This window comes from Cellulomonas sp. IC4_254 (assembly GCF_011603975.1).
Taxonomy (GTDB): Bacteria; Actinomycetota; Actinomycetes; order Actinomycetales; family Cellulomonadaceae; genus Cellulomonas.
This window is the reverse complement of record NZ_JAANNB010000056.1, coordinates 1-18,842: the sequence shown is the minus strand read 5'-3', so window position 1 is coordinate 18,842 and position 18,842 is coordinate 1. Positions and strand designations below refer to the sequence as shown.

16 protein-coding genes are annotated in these 18,842 nt (G+C 73.8%); all 16 read right to left on the bottom strand.

Annotated features, from left to right (window positions below; genetic code table 11):
- Positions 1-645, bottom strand: a 645-nt coding sequence (locus G6556_RS19895) for an RDD family protein (RefSeq protein ID WP_166940111.1), incomplete at its 3' end; no start/stop codon positions are given.
- Positions 646-990: 345 nt separating this feature from the next.
- Positions 991-1,998 (bottom strand): polyprenyl synthetase family protein, encoded by a 1,008-nt coding sequence (locus G6556_RS07805; protein WP_166940109.1) that lies wholly within the window; start codon positions 1,996-1,998, stop codon positions 991-993.
- Between the two features lie 101 nt (positions 1,999-2,099).
- The gene (gene nuoN, locus G6556_RS07800) at positions 2,100-3,911 is read right to left on the bottom strand and encodes an NADH-quinone oxidoreductase subunit NuoN (protein ID WP_166940107.1); all 1,812 of its coding nucleotides are present in this window, start codon (positions 3,909-3,911) and stop codon (positions 2,100-2,102) included.
- Positions 3,908-5,533, bottom strand: coding sequence for an NADH-quinone oxidoreductase subunit M (locus tag G6556_RS07795; RefSeq protein WP_166940105.1), 1,626 nt, complete (start codon positions 5,531-5,533; stop codon positions 3,908-3,910). Before G6556_RS07795 ends, nuoN begins: the two co-directional genes overlap by 4 nt.
- 10 nt (positions 5,534-5,543) lie before the next feature.
- Complete coding sequence (nuoL, locus tag G6556_RS07790; protein ID WP_166940103.1) at positions 5,544-7,457, bottom strand: NADH-quinone oxidoreductase subunit L; 1,914 nt, start codon at positions 7,455-7,457, stop codon at positions 5,544-5,546.
- 13 nt (positions 7,458-7,470) lie between these two features.
- Positions 7,471-7,770: an NADH-quinone oxidoreductase subunit NuoK gene (nuoK, locus tag G6556_RS07785; RefSeq protein ID WP_147795399.1), complete on the bottom strand. Its 300-nt coding sequence runs from the start codon at positions 7,768-7,770 to the stop codon at positions 7,471-7,473.
- Positions 7,767-8,681 (bottom strand): NADH-quinone oxidoreductase subunit J, encoded by a 915-nt coding sequence (locus tag G6556_RS07780; protein WP_166940101.1) that lies wholly within the window; start codon positions 8,679-8,681, stop codon positions 7,767-7,769. Before G6556_RS07780 ends, nuoK begins: the two co-directional genes overlap by 4 nt.
- The gene (nuoI, locus tag G6556_RS07775; protein ID WP_205693175.1) at positions 8,678-9,349 is read right to left on the bottom strand and encodes an NADH-quinone oxidoreductase subunit NuoI; all 672 of its coding nucleotides are present in this window, start codon (positions 9,347-9,349) and stop codon (positions 8,678-8,680) included. Before nuoI ends, G6556_RS07780 begins: the two co-directional genes overlap by 4 nt.
- A 79-nt stretch (positions 9,350-9,428) precedes the next feature.
- Positions 9,429-10,817 (bottom strand): NADH-quinone oxidoreductase subunit NuoH, encoded by a 1,389-nt coding sequence (nuoH, locus tag G6556_RS07770; RefSeq protein WP_166940113.1) that lies wholly within the window; start codon positions 10,815-10,817, stop codon positions 9,429-9,431.
- 20 nt (positions 10,818-10,837) lie between these two features.
- A complete protein-coding gene (locus G6556_RS07765) occupies positions 10,838-13,492 on the bottom strand; it encodes an NADH-quinone oxidoreductase subunit G (RefSeq protein ID WP_166940097.1) in 2,655 nt (884 codons plus the stop codon).
- Entirely contained in the window at positions 13,492-14,832 is a 1,341-nt protein-coding gene (gene nuoF, locus G6556_RS07760) for an NADH-quinone oxidoreductase subunit NuoF (protein ID WP_166940095.1), read from the bottom strand. Before nuoF ends, G6556_RS07765 begins: the two co-directional genes overlap by 1 nt.
- Positions 14,832-15,755, bottom strand: a complete 924-nt coding sequence (gene nuoE / locus G6556_RS07755; RefSeq protein ID WP_166940094.1) for an NADH-quinone oxidoreductase subunit NuoE — start codon at positions 15,753-15,755, stop codon at positions 14,832-14,834. Before nuoE ends, nuoF begins: the two co-directional genes overlap by 1 nt.
- Positions 15,755-17,110: an NADH-quinone oxidoreductase subunit D gene (locus G6556_RS07750; RefSeq protein WP_166940092.1), complete on the bottom strand. Its 1,356-nt coding sequence runs from the start codon at positions 17,108-17,110 to the stop codon at positions 15,755-15,757. Before G6556_RS07750 ends, nuoE begins: the two co-directional genes overlap by 1 nt.
- A complete protein-coding gene (locus tag G6556_RS07745; RefSeq protein ID WP_166940090.1) occupies positions 17,107-17,904 on the bottom strand; it encodes an NADH-quinone oxidoreductase subunit C in 798 nt (265 codons plus the stop codon). Before G6556_RS07745 ends, G6556_RS07750 begins: the two co-directional genes overlap by 4 nt.
- Positions 17,901-18,452 carry an NADH-quinone oxidoreductase subunit B gene (locus G6556_RS07740; protein ID WP_166940088.1) on the bottom strand — a complete coding sequence of 184 codons (552 nt, stop codon included), beginning with the start codon at positions 18,450-18,452 and terminating at the stop codon, positions 17,901-17,903. The genes G6556_RS07745 and G6556_RS07740 overlap by 4 nt, the downstream gene beginning before the upstream one ends.
- A gap of 1 nt (position 18,453) precedes the next feature.
- Complete coding sequence (locus tag G6556_RS07735; protein ID WP_147795390.1) at positions 18,454-18,822, bottom strand: NADH-quinone oxidoreductase subunit A; 369 nt, start codon at positions 18,820-18,822, stop codon at positions 18,454-18,456.
- Positions 18,823-18,842: the final 20 nt, after the last annotated feature.

Below are 18,842 nucleotides of genomic sequence, written 5' to 3'. Positions count from 1 at the left end.
GGGGCGCGGGGCCGGAGGGGCCGGGGACTCGGCGGAGGTGGCCGGCCGGGGCGGGCCGGACGTCGGGCCGGCAGGTCGGGCCACCGGTGCGGGTGCCGGGGCCGGCGCGGGCGGCGCCGAGGGTCCCGGCTCCTCGCGGCGCGGGGCCCGGGCGCGGAGCACCAGCGTCCCGGCCGCCTTGTCGTGCCAGCCCCGCTGCTCGGGGCCCTCGTCCCAGGCGCCGGAGCCCGCGACGACGTAGACGCCGATGCCGCCGAGCAGGAGGCCGAGCGCCTGGACGACGCTCCGCACCAGGACCGCCCACAGCCCGGGGGCGCGGCCGGTGCGGGCGGAGACGGTGCGGGTCCCCAGGAGCGCGCCGCCGACGGTGCGACCGCCGAACGCCTCGGCGAACCACTGGCCGGCCGCGAGCAGCAGCAGGAGCAGACCGGGGACGAGCAGCGCGCCGACCGAGCCGTCGGAGCGCAGCGCGGGCAGCACGGCGAGCAGCCCGGCGGAGCCGACGAGCACCGCCAGCGCCTGGTCGACGAGCAGCGCGACGAGCCGCCGCCACACGGGCGCGACGGCGTCGTCCACGTCGGCGCCCAGCGACCAGCCCGGTGCCGGGGCCCCGCTCGACGTGAGTGGATCCACTCGTGCGGGCACGCCGGGGCGTGTCGGTGCGAGTGGATCCACTCGCACCAGGGCAGGTCCGGAGCCGCCGACGGCCTGGTCGGCGGACAGGTGGTCGTGCGGCGCGGCCACGCCGGGCACACCCGCACCCGGCACCACCGCACCCGGGCCCGGCACCGCCGCACCGGGCACACCCGCACCCGGCACACCCGCACGCGCACCCGGCGCCGTCGCGACGCGCGCGCCGCAGGAGCCGCAGAACGCGGACCCCGGCTCCAGGCCCGCGCCGCAGACGGCGCAGACCCCGGCCGCAGCCGGCCCGAGCCCGGCCGGACCGGTCGGCGTGCTCATCCCGCTCCCCCCGAAGCCGTCAGCGGGTCAGGACGCCCGGTCGACCAGCGCGTCCGCGAACGACACGAACGAGTCCTTCACGGGCCCGTCCGGCAGCGGCGCGAGCAGGTCGACGGCCTCGGACACCAGCGCGGCGGCGCGCTCCCGGGTCTCGCGGACGACGTCGTGCGCCCGGAGGTCGGCGAGCACCTCGGCCAGCACGGCGTCGTCGGACAGGTCGCCGTCGAGGCGGGCGACGAGGTCGGCGTCGGCCGGGTCGGCGCCGGTGGCGGCGCGCTCCCGGAGCAGCAGCACGGGCATGGTCGGCACCTGCTCGCGCAGGTCGGTGCCGGGGGTCTTGCCGGAGACGTCGCCTGCGGAGGTGAGGTCCAGGACGTCGTCGGCGAGCTGGAACGCGACGCCGATGCGCTCGCCGAACGCGGCGACGGTCTCGACGGCCTCGGGCGAGGCGCCGCCGTACATGGCCCCGAGCCGCGCGGAGGTCGCGATGAGGGACGCCGTCTTGTCGGCGAGCACGTGCAGGTAGTGCTGCACGGCGTCGTCGCCCGCGGCGGGGCCGGTGGACTCGTGCAGCTGGCCGAGGCACAGCCGCTCGAAGGTGCCGGCCTGGATGATGACGGCCTCCGGGCCGAGGTGCGCGACGGTGCTGGAGGCGCGCGCGAACAGCAGGTCCCCGACCAGGATCGCGACGTTGTTGCCCCAGACCTCGTGCGCGGCGGGGGCGCCGCGGCGCAGCGGCGCGGAGTCCATGACGTCGTCGTGGTACAGCGACGCGAGGTGGGTGAGCTCGACGACCACGGCCGCGTCCAGGACGTCGTCGGAGCCCGCGGTCTCGCCGAGCTCGGCGGACAGCAGCGTGAGCAGCGGCCGCAGGCGCTTGCCCCCGGCGTTCGCCAGGTGGTGCGCGGCGTCGTCGACGAGCGGGTCGGCGTACTCGACGGCGGTGCGCAGACGCTCCTCGACCAGGTCGAGGCGTCCCGCGATGCGCTCGGCGAGCACGGGGTCGGCGAGCGGCAGGGCGGTCGGGGAAGTCACGGGACGAACCTATCTGGCCGCACGGGCCGTGGCAGAACCGACGCGGCCGTGCGCCCGCCCGCGCAGGGGGACGGGCGCACGGCCGTGTGCGGTCGGGACGATCAGGGCAGGAGCTGGGCGACGCCGGCGATCGCGTCCAGCACCGGACCCGGCAGGACGCCGAGCAGGACGGTCAGCACGGCGCAGGCGCCGATGGCGACGACCGCGAACCCCTGCGACGCGACGACCACGGCGCCCGGGCGGGCCTCGTCGTCGGCGTCGTCGCGCGGGCCGCCGTGCGGGCTGGTGAAGAACATCAGGACGATGATCCGCACGTAGAAGAACGCGGCGGCCGCGGAGGCCAGGACGCCCACGACCGCGAGCGGCCACGCGTCGCCCTCGACGGCCGCGGAGAACACCGCGAACTTGCCGGTGAACCCCGCCGTCAGCGGGATGCCCGCGAACGACAGCAGGAACAGCGCGAACGTGGTGGCGAGCACCGGGTTGGTCCGGCCGAGGCCGGCCCACTGCGACAGGTGCGTGGCCTCGCCGAGGATCGGGCCCTCGGCCTCGACCGGCGGCTCCTCGCCGTCGGGGTCGGCCGCACCGTCGGCTCCGCTGCCCGTGCCGACGACGTCCGCCGTCGACCCGGCCGACGCCCCCGCAGCGGCGGACGCCGCTGTGCCGTCCGACGCCCCCGTGCCCGCCGACGCGGACCCGGCCGTCGCCAGCGCCGGCACCCGAGCCGCCGCGCCGACGCCCGCACCCGCGCCCGCCCGCACCGCCCCGCGCTCCCGCACGAGCGACACGATCCCGAACGCCCCCACCGTCGCCGCGCCGTAGGCCAGCAGGTAGAACAGCACCGCCGTGATCCCGGACTGCACCAGCGCGACCACGCCGGTGAGCACGAAGCCCGCGTGCGCGATCGACGAGTACGCGAGCACCCGCTTGATGTCGGTCTGCACCAGCGCGACGACCGTGCCGACCGCCATGGTGGCGATCGCGACGGTCCACATGACCGGCTCCAGGTCCCAGCGCAGGTCGGGCACCACCGTGTAGAACACCCGGACCAGCGCGCCGAACGCGGCGACCTTGGTGCAGGCGGCCATGAACCCGGTGATCGGGGTGGGCGCGCCCTGGTACACGTCCGGGGTCCAGGAGTGGAACGGCACCGCGCCGACCTTGAACAGCAGGCCGGCGAGCACGAGCAGCGACCCGGCGAGCAGCAGCCCGTCCATGCCGGAGACGGTGCGGACGGCGTCGGCGATCTCGGCGTACCGGAGCGACCCGGAGAACCCGTAGAGCAGCGCGATGCCGAACAGCAGCAGCGCGGACGCGAACGAGCCCAGCAGGAAGTACTTCATCGACGCCTCCTGGCTGAGCAGGCGGCGTCGCCGGGACAACCCGGTCAGCAGGTACAGCGGCAGCGACAGCACCTCGAGCGCCACGAACAGCGTCAGCAGGTCGCCCGTCGCCGGGAAGATCAGCATGCCGCCGGTGGCGAACAGCACGAGCGGGTAGACCTCGGTCTGCTCCAGGCCCGCGGCGCGCGCCGCCTCCTCGTAGCCGGAGCCCGGCACCGCGGCGCCCTGGGGGGCGAAGGCGTCCTCGCCGGTGGCGGTGCGGTCGGCGATCACGAGCACCGCCAGCAGCGCCAGCACGGCGGTGATCGCCCAGAGGACCAGCGTCGGGCCGTCGACCAGCAGGGATCCGCCGAGGACCTCGGTGCCGCCGGTGTCCGCGACGCTGTTCCAGAGCGCGGCGACCGCGACGACGGCGCCGCCGAGCGCGACGAGGGTCAGCGTCAGCTGGACGACACGGCGCACGCGGCGGGGCACGAGGGCCTCGACCAGCACGCCGACCACGGCGGCGCCGAGGACGATGAGCACCGGGGTGAGCTGGGCCCACGCGATGTCGGGCACGGTGAAGGTCACTGCTCGCTCCCCTCGGAGTCGCCGTCGACGGCGATCGGCATCTCGACCGCGGGCGGCTCGCCGCCCACGTGCTCGACGGTCTGCGCGGCGGGCTCGTCGACCAGGCGCAGCGCGGGCGCCGGGTAGAAGCCGAGCACCAGCATGATCGCGATGAGCGGGCCGACGACCCACCGCTCGCGGCCGCCGATGTCCCGGGTGCCGGCGAGGTCGCCGCGCACCGGGCCCGTGAAGAGCCGCTGGTAGGTCCACAGGACGTAGACCGCGGCGAGGACGACGCCGAGCGTCGCGACCACCGCGGCGGCCCGGTTGGTGCCGAACGACCCGACCAGGACCAGGAACTCGGACACGAAGGTGGACAGGCCGGGCAGCGAGAGCGCGGACAGGCCGGTGACCAGGAAGACCCCGGCCAGCACCGGCGTGACCTTCTGCAGGCCGCCGAAGTCCTCGATCCGGGCGGAGCCGCGGCGCGCCGCGAGGAACCCGACCAGCAGGAACAGCGCGCCGGTGGAGAGCCCGTGGTTGACCATGTAGAACGACGAGCCGGCGACCGAGGTCGACGTGAAGGCGAAGATGCCCAGCACGATGAACCCGAAGTGCGACACCGACGTGTACGCCACCAGCCGGAACAGGTCCTGCTGCCCGATGGCGAGCAGCGCCCCGTAGAGGATCGACACGACCGCCAGCGCGATGATCACCGGCGCCGCCCAGCGGGACGCCTCGGGGAACAGCGGCAGGCAGAGCGTGAGCATCCCGAAGGTGCCGACCTTGTCCAGCACGCCGACCAGCAGCGTCGAGGTCCCGGCGGGCGCCTGCTCGGCGGCGTCGGGGAGCCAGGTGTGCACCGGGAACATCGGGGCCTTGATCGCGAACGCGAGGAAGAAGGCCAGGAACAGCCAGCGCTCGGTCCCGACCGGCAGGTCCAGCCCGGTGAGGTTGTCGGTGAGGAAGCCCTGCGGCCCGCCGGGCCCCTGCAGGTAGAGCGCGATGACGCCGGCCAGCATGATGAGCCCGCCCGCGAGCGAGAACAGCAGGAACTTGACCGCCGCGTACCGCCGCCGGGGCCCGCCGAACGCGCCGATCATGAAGTAGACCGGGATCAGCATGGCCTCGAACAGCACGTAGAACAGGAACACGTCGCGGGCGGCGAACACCGCGACCATGAACGCGGTCAGCACGAGCACGAGCGCCAGGTAGTGCCGGAGCCGCTCGGTGGGCAGCGCGCCGGAGCCCTGCTCGCGCCAGGCGGCGAGGATCACGACCGGCACGAGCACGACGGACAGCAGCACCAGCGCGAGGCCGACGCCGTCGACGCCCACGGCGTACGAGACGCCGAGCTGGGAGATCCAGGCGTGCGTCTCGGACAGCTGGTGCACCCGGGCGGCGCCGGTGTCGAAGGCCAGCAGGGCGCCGACGCCGAGGGCGACCTCGACGAGGGCGACGCCGAGGGCGATCTGGCGGGTGTACCGCCGCGGCCCGGCGGCGACGGTCCCCTCGGCGTCGGCCGTGGCGCCCGGCGCACGCGCACCCCGCGGCAGCAGCCACAGGACGAGCGCGCCGACGAGCGGCCACACGATGAGGAGGGTCAGCCACGGCACGTCCGTGGTGGCGACGGTGGACGGCATCGACTTCCCCTCAGATCCGAGGTGCCAGGACGACGACCGCGAGCACGACGAGGCCGAGCAGCATCGTGGCGGCGTACTGGCGGGCGTAGCCCGTCTGCATCCGGCGCACGAGCTCCCCGATCCCGACCGTGAGGCGGCCGAGCCCGGTGAACGTCCCGTCGACGGCGGTGCGGTCGCCGTAGACGAGGGAGCGGGTCAGGTGCTGGCCGGGCTCCACCAGGACGGCGTCGTTGACGGCGTCCTGGTAGAGGTCGACCCGGGCCGCGCGGGTGAGCGCGGACCCCTCCGGCGCCGTCTCCGGCACCGGCAGCGAGGCGTACTGCCGCCACGCGAGGACGAGGCCGACCGCGACGGCCAGCAGCGTGACGACCTGGATGACGAGCACGGGCAGCACCGGCTCGTGGTGCTCGACGTGGCCGGTGACCGGCTCGAGCCAGGTGGTGAAGCCGCCACCCAGCTGCAGGACGAAGCCGAGGCCGACGGAGCCGATCGCGAGCACGATCATCGGGATGGTCATGAGCGCGGGTGACTCGTGCGGGTGCGGCTCGTGGCCCTCGGCGTCCGTGGTCCAGCGCTTCTTGCCGTGGAAGGTCATGAAGAACAGCCGGGACATGTAGAACGCGGTGATCCCCGCGCCGATCAGCGCGACTGCGCCGAACAGCCAGGCCCGCCACTCGCCGGCGCCCTCGGGCACCACGAACGCGGACTCGATGATCTTGTCCTTCGACCAGAAGCCGGAGAACGGCGGGACGCCGAGGATCGCGAGCCAGCCGAGGCCGAACGTCACCCAGGTGACGACCATGTACTTCCGCAGCGCGCCGAACCGGCGCATGTCGGTCTGGTCGTCCATGCCGTGCATGACCGAGCCGGCGCCGAGGAACATCCCGGCCTTGAAGAAGCCGTGCGTCACGAGGTGGAAGATCGCGAACGCGTACCCGACCGGGCCGAGGCCCGCGGCGAGCACCATGTAGCCGATCTGGGACATCGTGGACGCGGCGAGCGCCTTCTTGATGTCGTCCTTCGCGCAGCCCACGATCGCCCCGAACACCAGGGTGATCGCGCCGACGATCGTGACGACCAGCTGCGCGGTGGGCGCGCCCTCGAACACCGGCGCGGACCGGACGATCAGGTAGACGCCCGCGGTGACCATCGTCGCGGCGTGGATGAGCGCCGACACCGGGGTCGGGCCGGCCATCGCGTCGCCGAGCCAGGACTGCAGCGGGAACTGCGCCGACTTGCCGCACGCGGCGAGCAGCAGCATGAGGCCCATCGCGGTGAGCGTGGCGGTGGACGCCAGACCGCCGTCGATTCCCGCGGACACCGAGGCGAAGTCCAGCGAGCCGAACGTCGCGAACATGAGCATGAGCGCGACCAGCAGGCCGATGTCGCCGATGCGGTTGGCCACGAAGGCCTTCTTGGCGGCGACCGCGTACGGGGTGTGGTGGTTCCAGAACCCGATGAGCAGGTACGACGCCAGGCCGACGCCCTCCCAGCCGACGAACAGCAGCAGGTAGGAGTCCGCCAGCACCAGGATCAGCATCGCCGCGATGAAGAGGTTCAGGTAGGCGAAGAACCGGCGCCGCGCGGCGTCGTGCGCCATGTACGCGACCGAGTACAGGTGGATCAACGAGCCGACGAACGTCACCAGCAGGACGAACGTGAGCGACAGCGGGTCGACCAGCAGCCCGGCCGACAGGTCGAACCGCCCGGCGGAGATCCAGTCGAACAGGTGCACCCGGATCGACCGGTCGTCCGCCGGCCGGCCGAGCAGCTCGACCAGCAGCAGCGCGCCGACGACGAACGCCGCGGTCGACGCCAGCAGGCCCAGCCAGTGGCCCCAGCGGTCGGAGCGCCGCCCGAGCAGCAGCAGCACCGCCGCGCTCGCCAGCGGCACCGCCACCAGCAGCGGGGCGAGGGAGTTCACGTCCACAGTCCCCTCAGCTCTTCAGCAGGTTGATGTCGTCGACCGAGGCCGACTTCCGGGTGCGGAAGATCGACACGATGATCGCCAGCCCGACGACCACCTCCGCCGCGGCCACGACCATGACGAAGAACGCCATGACCTGGCCGGTCAGGTCGCCGTGCAGCCGGGAGAACGTCACCAGCGCCAGGTTGGTCGCGTTGAGCATGAGCTCGACGCCCATGAACACGATGATCGCGTTGCGGCGCAGCAGCACCGTCGCGGCGCCGATCGAGAACAGGATCCCGGAGAGCACCAGGTAGTTCGTGAGGGTCACCGCTCGGTCTCCGTCCGGGTCGAGCCGCCGCCGAGGTCGATGTCGGCCGTGGGTCCGGTGGTGGTCCCCGGGGGCGCCGCGGCCGGCCGCGGGTCGTCCTCGACGGTCCCGAGGGCGGCGTCCACCTCCCCGTCGCCGACCACGCCGCGCTCCGCGAGCACCGCGGTGACCGCGCGCCGGTAGGTGTCCGCGCGGTACTCGGCGGTGCCGGCCTCCTGGCCGCGGATCCGCAGCACGCGCGGCACGGACTCGTCGATCGGGTTGCCGTCCGGGTCCAGCGCGGGGACGTCCATCGCGTTGTGCCGGGCGTAGACGCCGGGGGCGGGCAGCGGCGTGAGCCGGCCGCCGGCGGCCACCCGGGCCGCCGCGCGCTCGGGCTGCTTGACCAGCGGCTTGAGGCGCTGCCGGTGGGTGAGCACCAGCGCGCCCAGGGCGGCGGTCACCAGCAGGGCGCCGACGACCTCGAGGCCGAACACGTGCTGGCCGAAGATGATCCGCGCGACGCCGGTCGGGTTGCCGGGGGCGTTGGCCTCCGCGAGCCCGACCGCGTCCGGGTAGGTGGCCCGGCCGACGACGCCGACCAGCACCACGCCCAGGCCGAGCGCGGCGAGCCAGCCGACCCAGCGCTGCGCCCGCAGCGTCTCGACCAGCGAGTCGGACGCGTCGACGCCGACCAGCATGAGCACGAACAGGAACAGCATCATCACGGCGCCGGTGTAGACGACCACCTGGACGACGCCGAGGAACGGCGCCTCCTGCGCGACGTACAGGAACGCGAGCGAGATCATCACGGTGATGACGCACAGCGCGGCGTGCACCGCCTTGCGGGCGAACAGCAGGCCGGAGGCGGCGAGCACCATGATCGGGGCCAGGACCCAGAACAGGACCGTCTCGGCGGTCGACGGGGTCATCGGGGCTCCCGCCCCATGGGCGCGGGCGCCTCGGCCGACGCGGTCGCGGGCGCGGACGTCCCGCCCGCCCGGCGGCGCCCGGCCTCGAGCGTCGGGTCGTCCGGGCGCTGCTCGGCGACCCAGTCGACCTGCGCCGGCGTCGGGCCGGTGACCTCGCCGCGGTAGTACTCGGTGTCCGTCGTGCCCTCGACCATCGGGTGCGGGGCGGCGAGCATGCCCTCGGCCAGCGGCGCGAGCAGGTCCTGCTTCTCGTAGATCAGGCCCTCGCGGGTCGGGCCCGCCAGCTCGAAGTCGTTGGTCATGGTCAGCGCGCGGGTCGGGCAGGCCTCGATGCACAGGCCGCAGAAGATGCAGCGCAGGTAGTTGATCTGGTAGACGCTGCCGAACCGCTCCCCCGGCGACATCTGCTTCTCGGGGGTGTTGTCCGACGCCTCGACGTAGATCGCGTCCGCGGGGCAGGCCCACGCGCACAGCTCGCAGCCGATGCACTTCTCCAGCCCGTCCGGGTACCGGTTGAGCTGGTGCCGGCCGTGGAACCGCGGCTTCACGGGGGCCGTCTCGAACGGGTACTGCTCGGTGACGGTCCGGCTGAAGAAGTTCTTGATCGTCACGCCGAACCCGGCCGCGGGCGCGAGGGCGTCGGCGACCGCGCTGCGCTTGGGGATCAGCGACTCGTACGGGCGGACCGTGGCGGGCCGGGCGACCTCGCCACCGCCGCCCTTCCGCTCGACCGACTTGTCCGGCGTGTCAGCCACGCGGCACCTCCTGGGTGGGGGACTCGGGGGCGTCGCCGTCCGCGGCCCCGTCGTCGGCCGCGGGGCCACCGACGAGGGCGGGCGACGCGGGCGACTGGGCCTCGCGGCGCAGGGCGCGCGGCGACGGCGGCAGGCTCTGGCCGGGCAGCGGCGGCACCGGGAAGCCGCCGGCGAAGGCGTCGAACGGCTCGTCCGACGGGGCCGGCTCGGGGACCGGCTTCTTCTCCGGGATGAGGAACGACAGCGCGACGATGACGAGGATCGCGCCGCCGAGCCACGGCAGCATCGCCATGACGTCCGCGCCGCCGAACTGGCGGACGCCCTGGACGACCGCGACGCACACCAGCCAGACCAGCGCCGACGGGATCAGCACCTTCCAGCCGAACTTCATGAACTGGTCGTACCGGAACCGCAGCAGCGTGCCGCGGATCCACACGAACAGGAACATGAACAGCCAGACCTTGGCGACGAACCACAGCAGCGGCCACCAGCCGGTGTTGAGCACGCCGTCGCCGATCCAGGACAGCGGCCACGGGGCGCGCCAGCCGCCGAAGAACAGCGTGGTCGCGACGGCCGAGACGTTGAGCATGTTGATGTACTCGGCCAGGAAGAACCAGGCGAACTTCATCGACGAGTACTCGGTGGTGTAGCCGCCGACCAGCTCGCCCTCGGCCTCCGGGAGGTCGAACGGCAGCCGGTTGGTCTCGCCGACCATCGAGATGACGTAGATGACGAACGCCGGGGCGAGCGGGATCAGCCACCAGATCGTCGTCTGCGAGGCGACGATCTCCGAGGTGGACATCGACCCGGCCAGGATGAACACGCTGACCAGGGACAGGCCCATCGCGAGCTCGTACGAGATGACCTGCGCGGTGGACCGCACGGCGCCGAGCAGCGGGTAGGTCGAGTTGGACGACCAGCCGCCGAGGACGATGCCGTACACGCCGACCGAGGCGCACGCCAGGATGTAGAGCACCGCGACCGGGAAGTCGGTGAGCTGCAGCGGGGTGACCACGCCGAAGATCGACACCTCGGGCCCGAACGGGATGACCGCCATCGTCAGCAGCGAGCAGAACACCGCGATGAACGGCGCCACCAGGTAGACGAGCTTGTCGGCCGCCTTGACGGTGACGTCCTCCTTGAGCAGCAGCTTCATCGCGTCGGCGAGCGACTGGAACAGGCCGAACGGGCCGTGCACGTTCGGGCCGGGGCGCAGCTGCATCCGCCCGACGACGCGGCGCTCGAACCAGATGGCGATGAGCACGCTGGTCAGCAGGAACACCAGGATGCCGACGGCCTTGAGCAGCCAGACCCAGAACACGTCCTGGCTGAAGTCGGCGGCGCCGCCGTCCGCCGCGGCGGCGGGCAGGGCGGTGGGCAGCACGGCCGCGAGCGTCGCGGTCACGCGGTCACCTCCTCGTCGGTGGCGGTGCCGTCGGCGGCGGTGCCGTCGGCGGCGGGCCCGACCCGGACCAGGTCGCCCGGCACCGCGCGCAGCGCGTCCCGGACCTGGCTGCCCGCCGAGGCGGTGGGCAGCCAGACGACGTGGTCGGCCATGTCGGTGACGACGGCGGGCAGCGTGATCGAGCCGGCGTCGGTGGCGACGGTCAGCAGCGCGCCGTCCAGCACCCCCGCGGCCGCGGCGGTCGCGGGCGACAGCCGCGCGACCGGGCGCTTGGCCGTGCCGGCCAGGAACGGCTCGCCGTCCTGCAGCCGGCCGGCGTCGAGCAGCTGGTGCCAGGACGCGAGCACCGCGTGGCCCGGGGCGACGGCCGGCGGCTCGGCGGCGGCGACGTCCGGTGCGGCGACGCGCGCGCCGTCCCACTCGCCGGTCAGCGGGTCGGCGTCGGCGTGCACCTCGGCGACGGTCCGCAGGCCCAGGGTCACGCCGAGCTCGTCCGCCAGCGCGTCGAGCACCCGGTGGTCCGGCATCGCGGTGGAGGTGAGCGCCTGCGGGAACGGCCGCACGCGGCCCTCCCAGGACACGAAGGTGCCGGGGCGCTCCACGGGCGGGGCGACCGGCAGCACGACGTCGGCCAGCGCGGTGACCTCGGACGCGCGGACCTCGAGCGAGACGACGAAGCCGGCCGCGGCCAGCGCCGCGCGGGCGGCGGCCGGGTCGGGCAGGTCGCGCACGTCCACGCCACCGACCAGCAGGCCGCCGAGCGTGCCGTCCGCGGCGGCCGCGAGGATCGCGGCGGTGTCGCGGCCGGGCTCGGCGGGCAGGTGCTCGACGTCCCAGGCGGCGGCCACGTCCACGCGGGCCGCGGCGTCGGCGACCGGGCGGCCGCCGGGCAGCAGGGTCGGCAGCGCGCCGGCCTCCACGCCGCCGCGCTCGCCGGCGCGGCGCGGGATCCACGCGACGCGGGCGCCGGTGCGACCCGACAGCCGGAGCACGGCGGACAGCGCGCCGGGCACCGCCGCGAGGCGCTCGCCCACCAGGATCAGCGCGCCCTCGGCGCCGAGCGCGGCCCCGAGGTCGGCGAGGTCGCCAGAGCCGACGGCGTCCAGCACCTCGGGCTCGGTGCCCGGGGCGGCGCGCAGCAGCGTCCCGTCCAGGCGCTCCAGCCCGCGGCTGGCCAGCGGCGCGACGGCGTGGACCGTCGTCCGGCCCGCGACCACGCCCTTGCGCAGCCGCAGGAACACGACGCCCGCCTCCTCCTCGGCCTCCAGGCCGGCGAGCAGGACGGTCGGCGCGGCCTCCAGGTCGCGGAACGTGACGCCCAGGCCGGTGCCGGCGACCGCGTGGCCGAGGAACGCGAGCTCCTCGTCCGAGTGCGGCCGGGCGCGCAGGTCGACGTCGTTGGTGCCGAGCACCACGCGGGCGAACTTGCCGTACGCGTAGGCGTCCTCGACGGTCAGCCGGCCGCCGGGCAGCACGCCGACGCCGCCGGCGGCGCGGGCCTGCTCCAGCCCGTGCGCCGCGACCTCCAGGGCCTCGGCCCAGGACGCCGGGTGCAGCTCGCCGCGGGTGCCGTCCTCGGCCCGGTCCCGCACCAGCGGCGTGGTGATCCGGTCGGCGGCGGACTGCCAGGTGAAGGCGAACCGGTCCTTGTCGGTGATCCACTCCTCGTTGACCTCGGGGTCCTCCCCCGCGAGCCGGCGCAGCACGACGCCGCGGCGGTGGTCGACGCGGATCGCCGCGCCGGACGAGTCGTGCTCGGCGACGCCCGGGGTCGACACCAGGTCGAACGGGCGGGCGCGGAACCGGTAGGCCGCGTTCGTCAGCGCGCCGACCGGGCAGATCTGGACGGTGTTGCCGGAGAAGTACGAGGCGAACGGGCTGCCCGACTCGTCGTCCTCAGCGGGGCCGACGGGGATGTCGGCGCCCAGGAACACGCGGTCGTCGAACGCCAGCGTCCCGTCGGCCGCCCCGTCCTCGCCGTCGACCCCCGCGCCGGCGAAGCCCAGCACGTCGGCGTCGAACCGGCCGATCTGCTGCATCGCGCCGCGCTTCTGCAGGTCGATGAACGGGTCGCCCGCGATCTCCCGGGAGAACCGGGTGCACCGCTGGCACAGGATGCACCGCTCGCGGTCGAGCAGGATCTCCGTCGACACGGCGATCGGCTTGGGGAACGTCCGCTTGACGTCGACGAACCGGGTCTGGCTGCGGCCGTTCGACATCGCCTGGTTCTGCAGGGGGCACTCGCCGCCCTTGTCGCAGACCGGGCAGTCCAGCGGGTGGTTGATGAGCAGCAGCTCCATGACGCCGTGCTGCGCCTTGTCCGCCTCGGCGGAGGTGCGCTGGGTGCGGACGTCCATGCCGGGCGTCGCGGTGAGCGTGCACGAGGCCTGCGGCTTCGGCATCTTCGCGACCTTGCCGTCGCGACCGGGGGCCCAGACCTCGACGAGGCACTGCCGGCACGCACCGGCCGGGGCCAGCAGCGGGTGGTCGCAGAACCGCGGGATCTGGATGCCCAGCTGCTCGGCGGCGCGGATGACCAGGGTGCCCTTCGGCACGGTGGTCTCGATGCCGTCGATGGTGAAGGTGACGCCGTCGGGCTTCGGCTCGGGCGCCTGGCCCGCAGCGGGCGGCTTGGGTGCGGTCACGGTCATCAGTGGGCTCCCGCGAGCTGGCCGCTGCGGCGCGGCGTGTAGGGGAACAGCGAGGCGCGCTCCGGCGGGAACAGCACGTCGGCGGGCGTGTGGGTGCCCGCCTCGAACTCGTCCCGGAAGTACTGGATCGCCGAGGTGATCGGGCTGGTCGCGCCGTCGCCGAGGGCGCAGAACGCCTTGCCGAGGATGTTGTCGCACAGGTCGAGCAGCAGGTCGATGTCGCCCGACGTGCCCTGGCCCGCCTCCAGGCGGCCGAGCACCTGCGCGAGCCAGAACGTGCCCTCGCGGCACGGGGTGCACTTGCCGCACGACTCGTGCTTGTAGAACTGCGTCCACCGGGACACGGCCTTGACCACCGACACCGAGTCGTCGAACACCTGCAGCGCGCGGGTGCCGAGCATCGATCCGGCGGCGCCGACCTCCTCGTAGGTGAGCGGGACGTCCAGGTGCTCGGCGGTGAAGATCGGCGTCGACGAGCCGCCGGGGGTCCAGAACTTCAGCTCGTGGCCCTCGCGGACGCCGCCGGCCATCGCGAGCAGCTCGCGCATGGTGATGCCGAGCGGCGCCTCGTACTGGCCCGGGCGCTGCACGTGGCCGGACAGCGAGAACAGCCCGTGGCCGGGCGACCGGTCGGTGCCCATCGTGCGGAACCAGTCCGAGCCGCCGACCAGGATGCCGGGCACCGAGGCGATCGACTCGACGTTGTTCACGACGGTCGGCCGGGCGTAGAGGCCCGCGACCGCGGGGAACGGCGGCTTGAGCCGCGGCTGGCCGCGGCGGCCCTCCAGCGAGTCGAGCAGCGCGGTCTCCTCGCCGCAGATGTACGCACCGGCCCCGGCGTGCACCGTGACGTCCAGGTCGTAGCCGCTGCCCAGGACGTTCTTGCCCAGGTAGCCCTGCGCGTACGCCTGCTCGACCGCGTGCAGCAGCCGCCGGTAGACGTGCACGACCTCGCCGCGCAGGTAGATGAACGCGTGGTGGCAGCCGATCGCGTACGACGTGATCGCCACGCCCTCCACGAGCAGCTGCGGGTCCGCCAGCATCAGCGGGATGTCCTTGCAGGTGCCGGGCTCGGACTCGTCGGCGTTGACCACGAGGTAGCGGGGGCCGCCGTCGGGCGCGGGCAGGAAGCCCCACTTCATCCCGGTCGGGAAGCCGGCGCCGCCGCGGCCGCGCAGGCCGGAGTCCTTGACGGTCGTCACCACGTCGGCGGCGTCCATCGTCAGGGCCTTGCGCAGCCCGCGGTAGCCCCCGCGGGACTCGTAGGTGCCCAGGTCCCACGGGCGGTCGGCGTCCCAGCGGTCGCTGAGCACCGGCGTCAGGGTGGTCGCGTCGGCCATCACGACTCCTTCTCGCTGTCGGCGGGCTTGCTCGTGTCGTCCGCGCGGTGCTCGACCTTCTCCTGCTCGGCGGTCCGCTCGGGGGCGCCGGCCGCGGGGCGGTCGACGGAGGACTGCTCGCCGCCGGGCTGCGGCGCGGAGGCCGCCGGGGCGGTGCTCGTGGCGGCGGGGGCCGCGGGCTCGGCCTGCTGCTCCTGCGCGGCGTCCCGCTCCGCGGCGTCGACCGACGGGGCCGTCCAGCCGTTCTCCCGCGCGAGCCGCAGCCCGCGCAGCGTGGGCTCGCCGGCCGCGACACCCTCGTCCGCGAGGCCGTCGGGGAACCCGGCCAGCACGCGGGACACCTGCTTGAACGTCTGCACCCGGGACGGGCCGCGGGTCGGGGCGACGGGCTCCCCCGCGATCAGCCGCCCGACCACCTCGGCGGCCGAGTCCGGCGTCTGGTTGTCGAAGAACTCCCAGTTGATCATCATGACCGGCGCGTAGTCGCAGGCCGCGTTGCACTCGATCCGCTCGAGCGTGATCTTCCCGTCGGCCGTCGTCTCGTCGTGCCCGATGCCGAGCCGGTCGGTGAGGTCCTCCCAGATCGCGTCGCCGCCCATGATCGCGCAGAGCGTGTTGGTGCAGACGCCCACCGTGTACTCGCCGTTCGGGCGGCGCTTGTACTGGGTGTAGAACGTCGCGACCGCGGACACCTGGGCGGTCGACAGGTCCAGGGTGGCGGCGCAGAACGCGATGCCCGCCGGGCTCACGTAGCCGTCCTCGGACTGCACCAGGTGCAGCAGCGGCAGCAGGGCCGACCGCGGGTCGGGGTACCGGGCGACGACCTGCGCCGCGTCGGCGGCGAGCCGCTCCCGGGTCGCGTCGTCGTAGGCCGCGCGCGGGCGCCCCGAGCCGGGGATCCGCGGGTGGTCGATGGCGGTCATCAGCGGTCCACCCCTCCGAGCACCGGGTCGATGGAGGCGACGGAGCAGACGACGTCCGCCACCTGCCCGCCCTCGCAGAGCACCGAGACGGCCTGCAGGTTGTTGAACGACGGGTCGCGGAAGTGCGCCCGGTACGGCTTGGTGCCCCCGTCGGAGACGAGGTGCACGCCGAGCTCCCCGCGGGGGTGCTCGACGGTCTGCCACGCCTGGCCGGCGGGGACCCGGAAGCCCTCCGTCACCAGCTTGAAGTGGTGGATCAGGGCCTCCATCGAGGTGCCCATGATCTCCCGGATGTGGTCGAGCGAGTTGCCCATGCCGTCGCTGCCGATGGCGAGCTGGGCGGGCCAGGCGATCTTCTTGTCCGCCACCATGACCGGCGTGCCGGCCGAGGCCTGCAGCCGCTCGATCACCTGCTCGACGATCCGCATCGACTGGTAGCACTCCTCGATCCGCAGGACCATCCGGTCCCAGCAGTCCGAGCCCTCGGAGACCGGGACGTCGAAGTCGTAGGTCTCGTAGCCGCAGTACGGGGCGGCCTTGCGGACGTCGTACGGCAGGCCGGTGGACCGGAGCATCGGGCCGGTGATGCCGAGCGCCATGCAGCCGGCCAGGTTGAGCACGCCGACGTCCTTCAGCCGGCCCTTGAGGATCGGCTGGCCGAGCATGAGGTCCTCGAGCTGCGTGAGGTACCGCCGCACGCCGACCAGGGCCTCGCGGACCGAGTCGAGCCCGCCCGGCGGGATGTCCTGCGCGACGCCGCCCGGGCGGATGTACGCGTGGTTCATCCGCAGGCCGGTGACCATCTCGAAGATCCGCAGGATCTCCTCGCGGGCGGTGAACCCGATGGTCATGATCGTGGTGGCGCCGAGCTCGTTGCCGCCGGTCGCCAGGCACACCAGGTGCGAGGAGATCCGGTTGAGCTCCATCATCAGCACCCGGATCTCGCTGGCGCGGACCGGGATGTCGTCGGTGATGCCGAGCAGCTTCTCCACCGCGAGGCAGTACGCGGCCTCCTGGAACAGCGGGGCGACGTAGTCCATGCGGGTGCAGAACGTCACGCCCTGGGTCCAGGTGCGGTACTCCATGTTCTTCTCGATGCCGGTGTGCAGGTAGCCGATGCCCGCGCGGGCCTCGGTCACCGTCTCGCCGTCGATCTCGAGCATGAGGCGGAGCACGCCGTGCGTGGACGGGTGTTGGGGGCCCATGTTGACGACGATGCGCTGCTCGCCGAGCCGGGCCGCCTCCTCGGCGATGTCGGACCAGTCGCCGCCGGTCGCCTCGAAGGTGCGGAGGCCGACGGTCTCGTCGTCGACGAGGTGGCCGGTGGCCCGGGGTGCGTGGGTCTGGGAGCTCACGAGTACTGCCTCCGCTGGTCGGCCGGCGGGATGGTGGCGCCCTTGTACTCCACCGGGATGCCGCCGAGCGGGTAGTCCTTGCGCTGCGGGTGGCCGGGCCAGTCGTCCGGCATCTCGATCCGCGCCAGGTCGGTGCGGCCGGTGAAGACGATGCCGAAGAAGTCCCAGGTCTCGCGCTCGTGCCAGTCGTTCGCCGGGTAGACCCCGACGGTGCTGGGGATCGTCGGGTCGCCCTCGGGCGCGGCGACCTCGAGCCGGAGCCGACGGCCGTGCGTGACCGACACCAGGTGGTAGACGGCGTGCAGCTCGCGGCCGGTGTCGTGCGGGTAGTGCACGCCGCTGACGCCGAGCGACAGCTCGAACCGGAGGTCCTGGTCGTCGCGCAGGTGCCGCGCGACCTCGACCACGTGCTCCCGGGCGATGTTCAGCGTGAGCTCGCCGCGGTCGACGACCACGGACTCGAGGGCCGCGGCGGCGCCGGTGCCGGACGCGTCCAGCAGCTCGGTCAGCACGTCCACGACCTCGTCGAACCAGCCGCCGTACGGCCGCTCGCTCGGGCCGGGCAGCGCCACGGTCTGCACCAGGCCGCCGAAGCCGGAGGTGTCGCCCGAGCCGTGCACGCCGAACATGCCGTGCCGGGTCTGCACGACCTCGAGCGGCAGCGACCGGTCGGCCGGGACGTTCTGCGCGCCGGCCTCGAGGGCCGCCTCGCTGGTGCGCTGGGCCCCGGCGTCGGCGGACGCGGCGTCCCCGGCCTTCGCGGCCGCGGCGGCGTCCTGCTTCTCGTCGCTCATCGCAGCAGCCCCGTCATGTGGGAGGTCGGCTCGGCGCGCAGCGCGGCCGCCTCGACCTCGCGGGCGATCTCCGCCCGGTCCTTGCCGAGGGGCTCGGCCTTGATCTGCTCGTGCAGCTCGAGGATCGCGTTGATCAGCATCTCCGGCCGCGGCGGGCAGCCCGGCAGGTAGATGTCGACCGGCACGACGTGGTCGACGCCCTGGACGATCGCGTAGTTGTTGAACATGCCGCCGCTGCTGGCGCACACGCCCATCGACAGCACCCACTTGGGCTCGGCCATCTGGTCGTAGACCTGCCGCACCACCGGAGCCATCTTCTGGCTGACCCGGCCGGCCACGATCATGAGGTCGGACTGGCGCGGGGAGGCGCGGAACACCTCCATGCCGAACCGGGAGATGTCGAACCGGGACCCGCCCGTCGCCATCATCTCGATCGCGCAGCACGCGAGGCCGAAGGTCACCGGCCACAGCGAGGCCTTCCGGACCAGGCCGGCGAGCGTCTCGACCGACGTCAGCAGGAAACCGCTGGGAGCCTCTTCGATACCCATCTCAGTCCTCGTCCCACTCGAGACCGCCGCGCCGCCACTCGTAGAGGAACGGCACGGTGATCAGCGCGAGGAACCCCACCATCGCCACCAGCCCGAAGACGGCCAGCTCACCGAAGCTGACGGCCCACGGGTAGAGGAACACGACCTCGATGTCGAAGATGATGAAGGTCATCGCGACCAGGTAGTACTTCACCGGGAACCGGCCGCCGCCGACGGCGTGCGGGGTCGGCTGGATGCCGCACTCGTAGGCCTCGAGCTTGGCGCGGTTGTAGCGCTTGGGGCCGATCACGGCGCTGGCGGCGAGGCCGCCGACCGCGAGGACGGCGGCCACCCCCATCATGACGAGGAGGGGGACGTACGGGTTGGTCATCGGTGCTCTCCCGGTGGGGG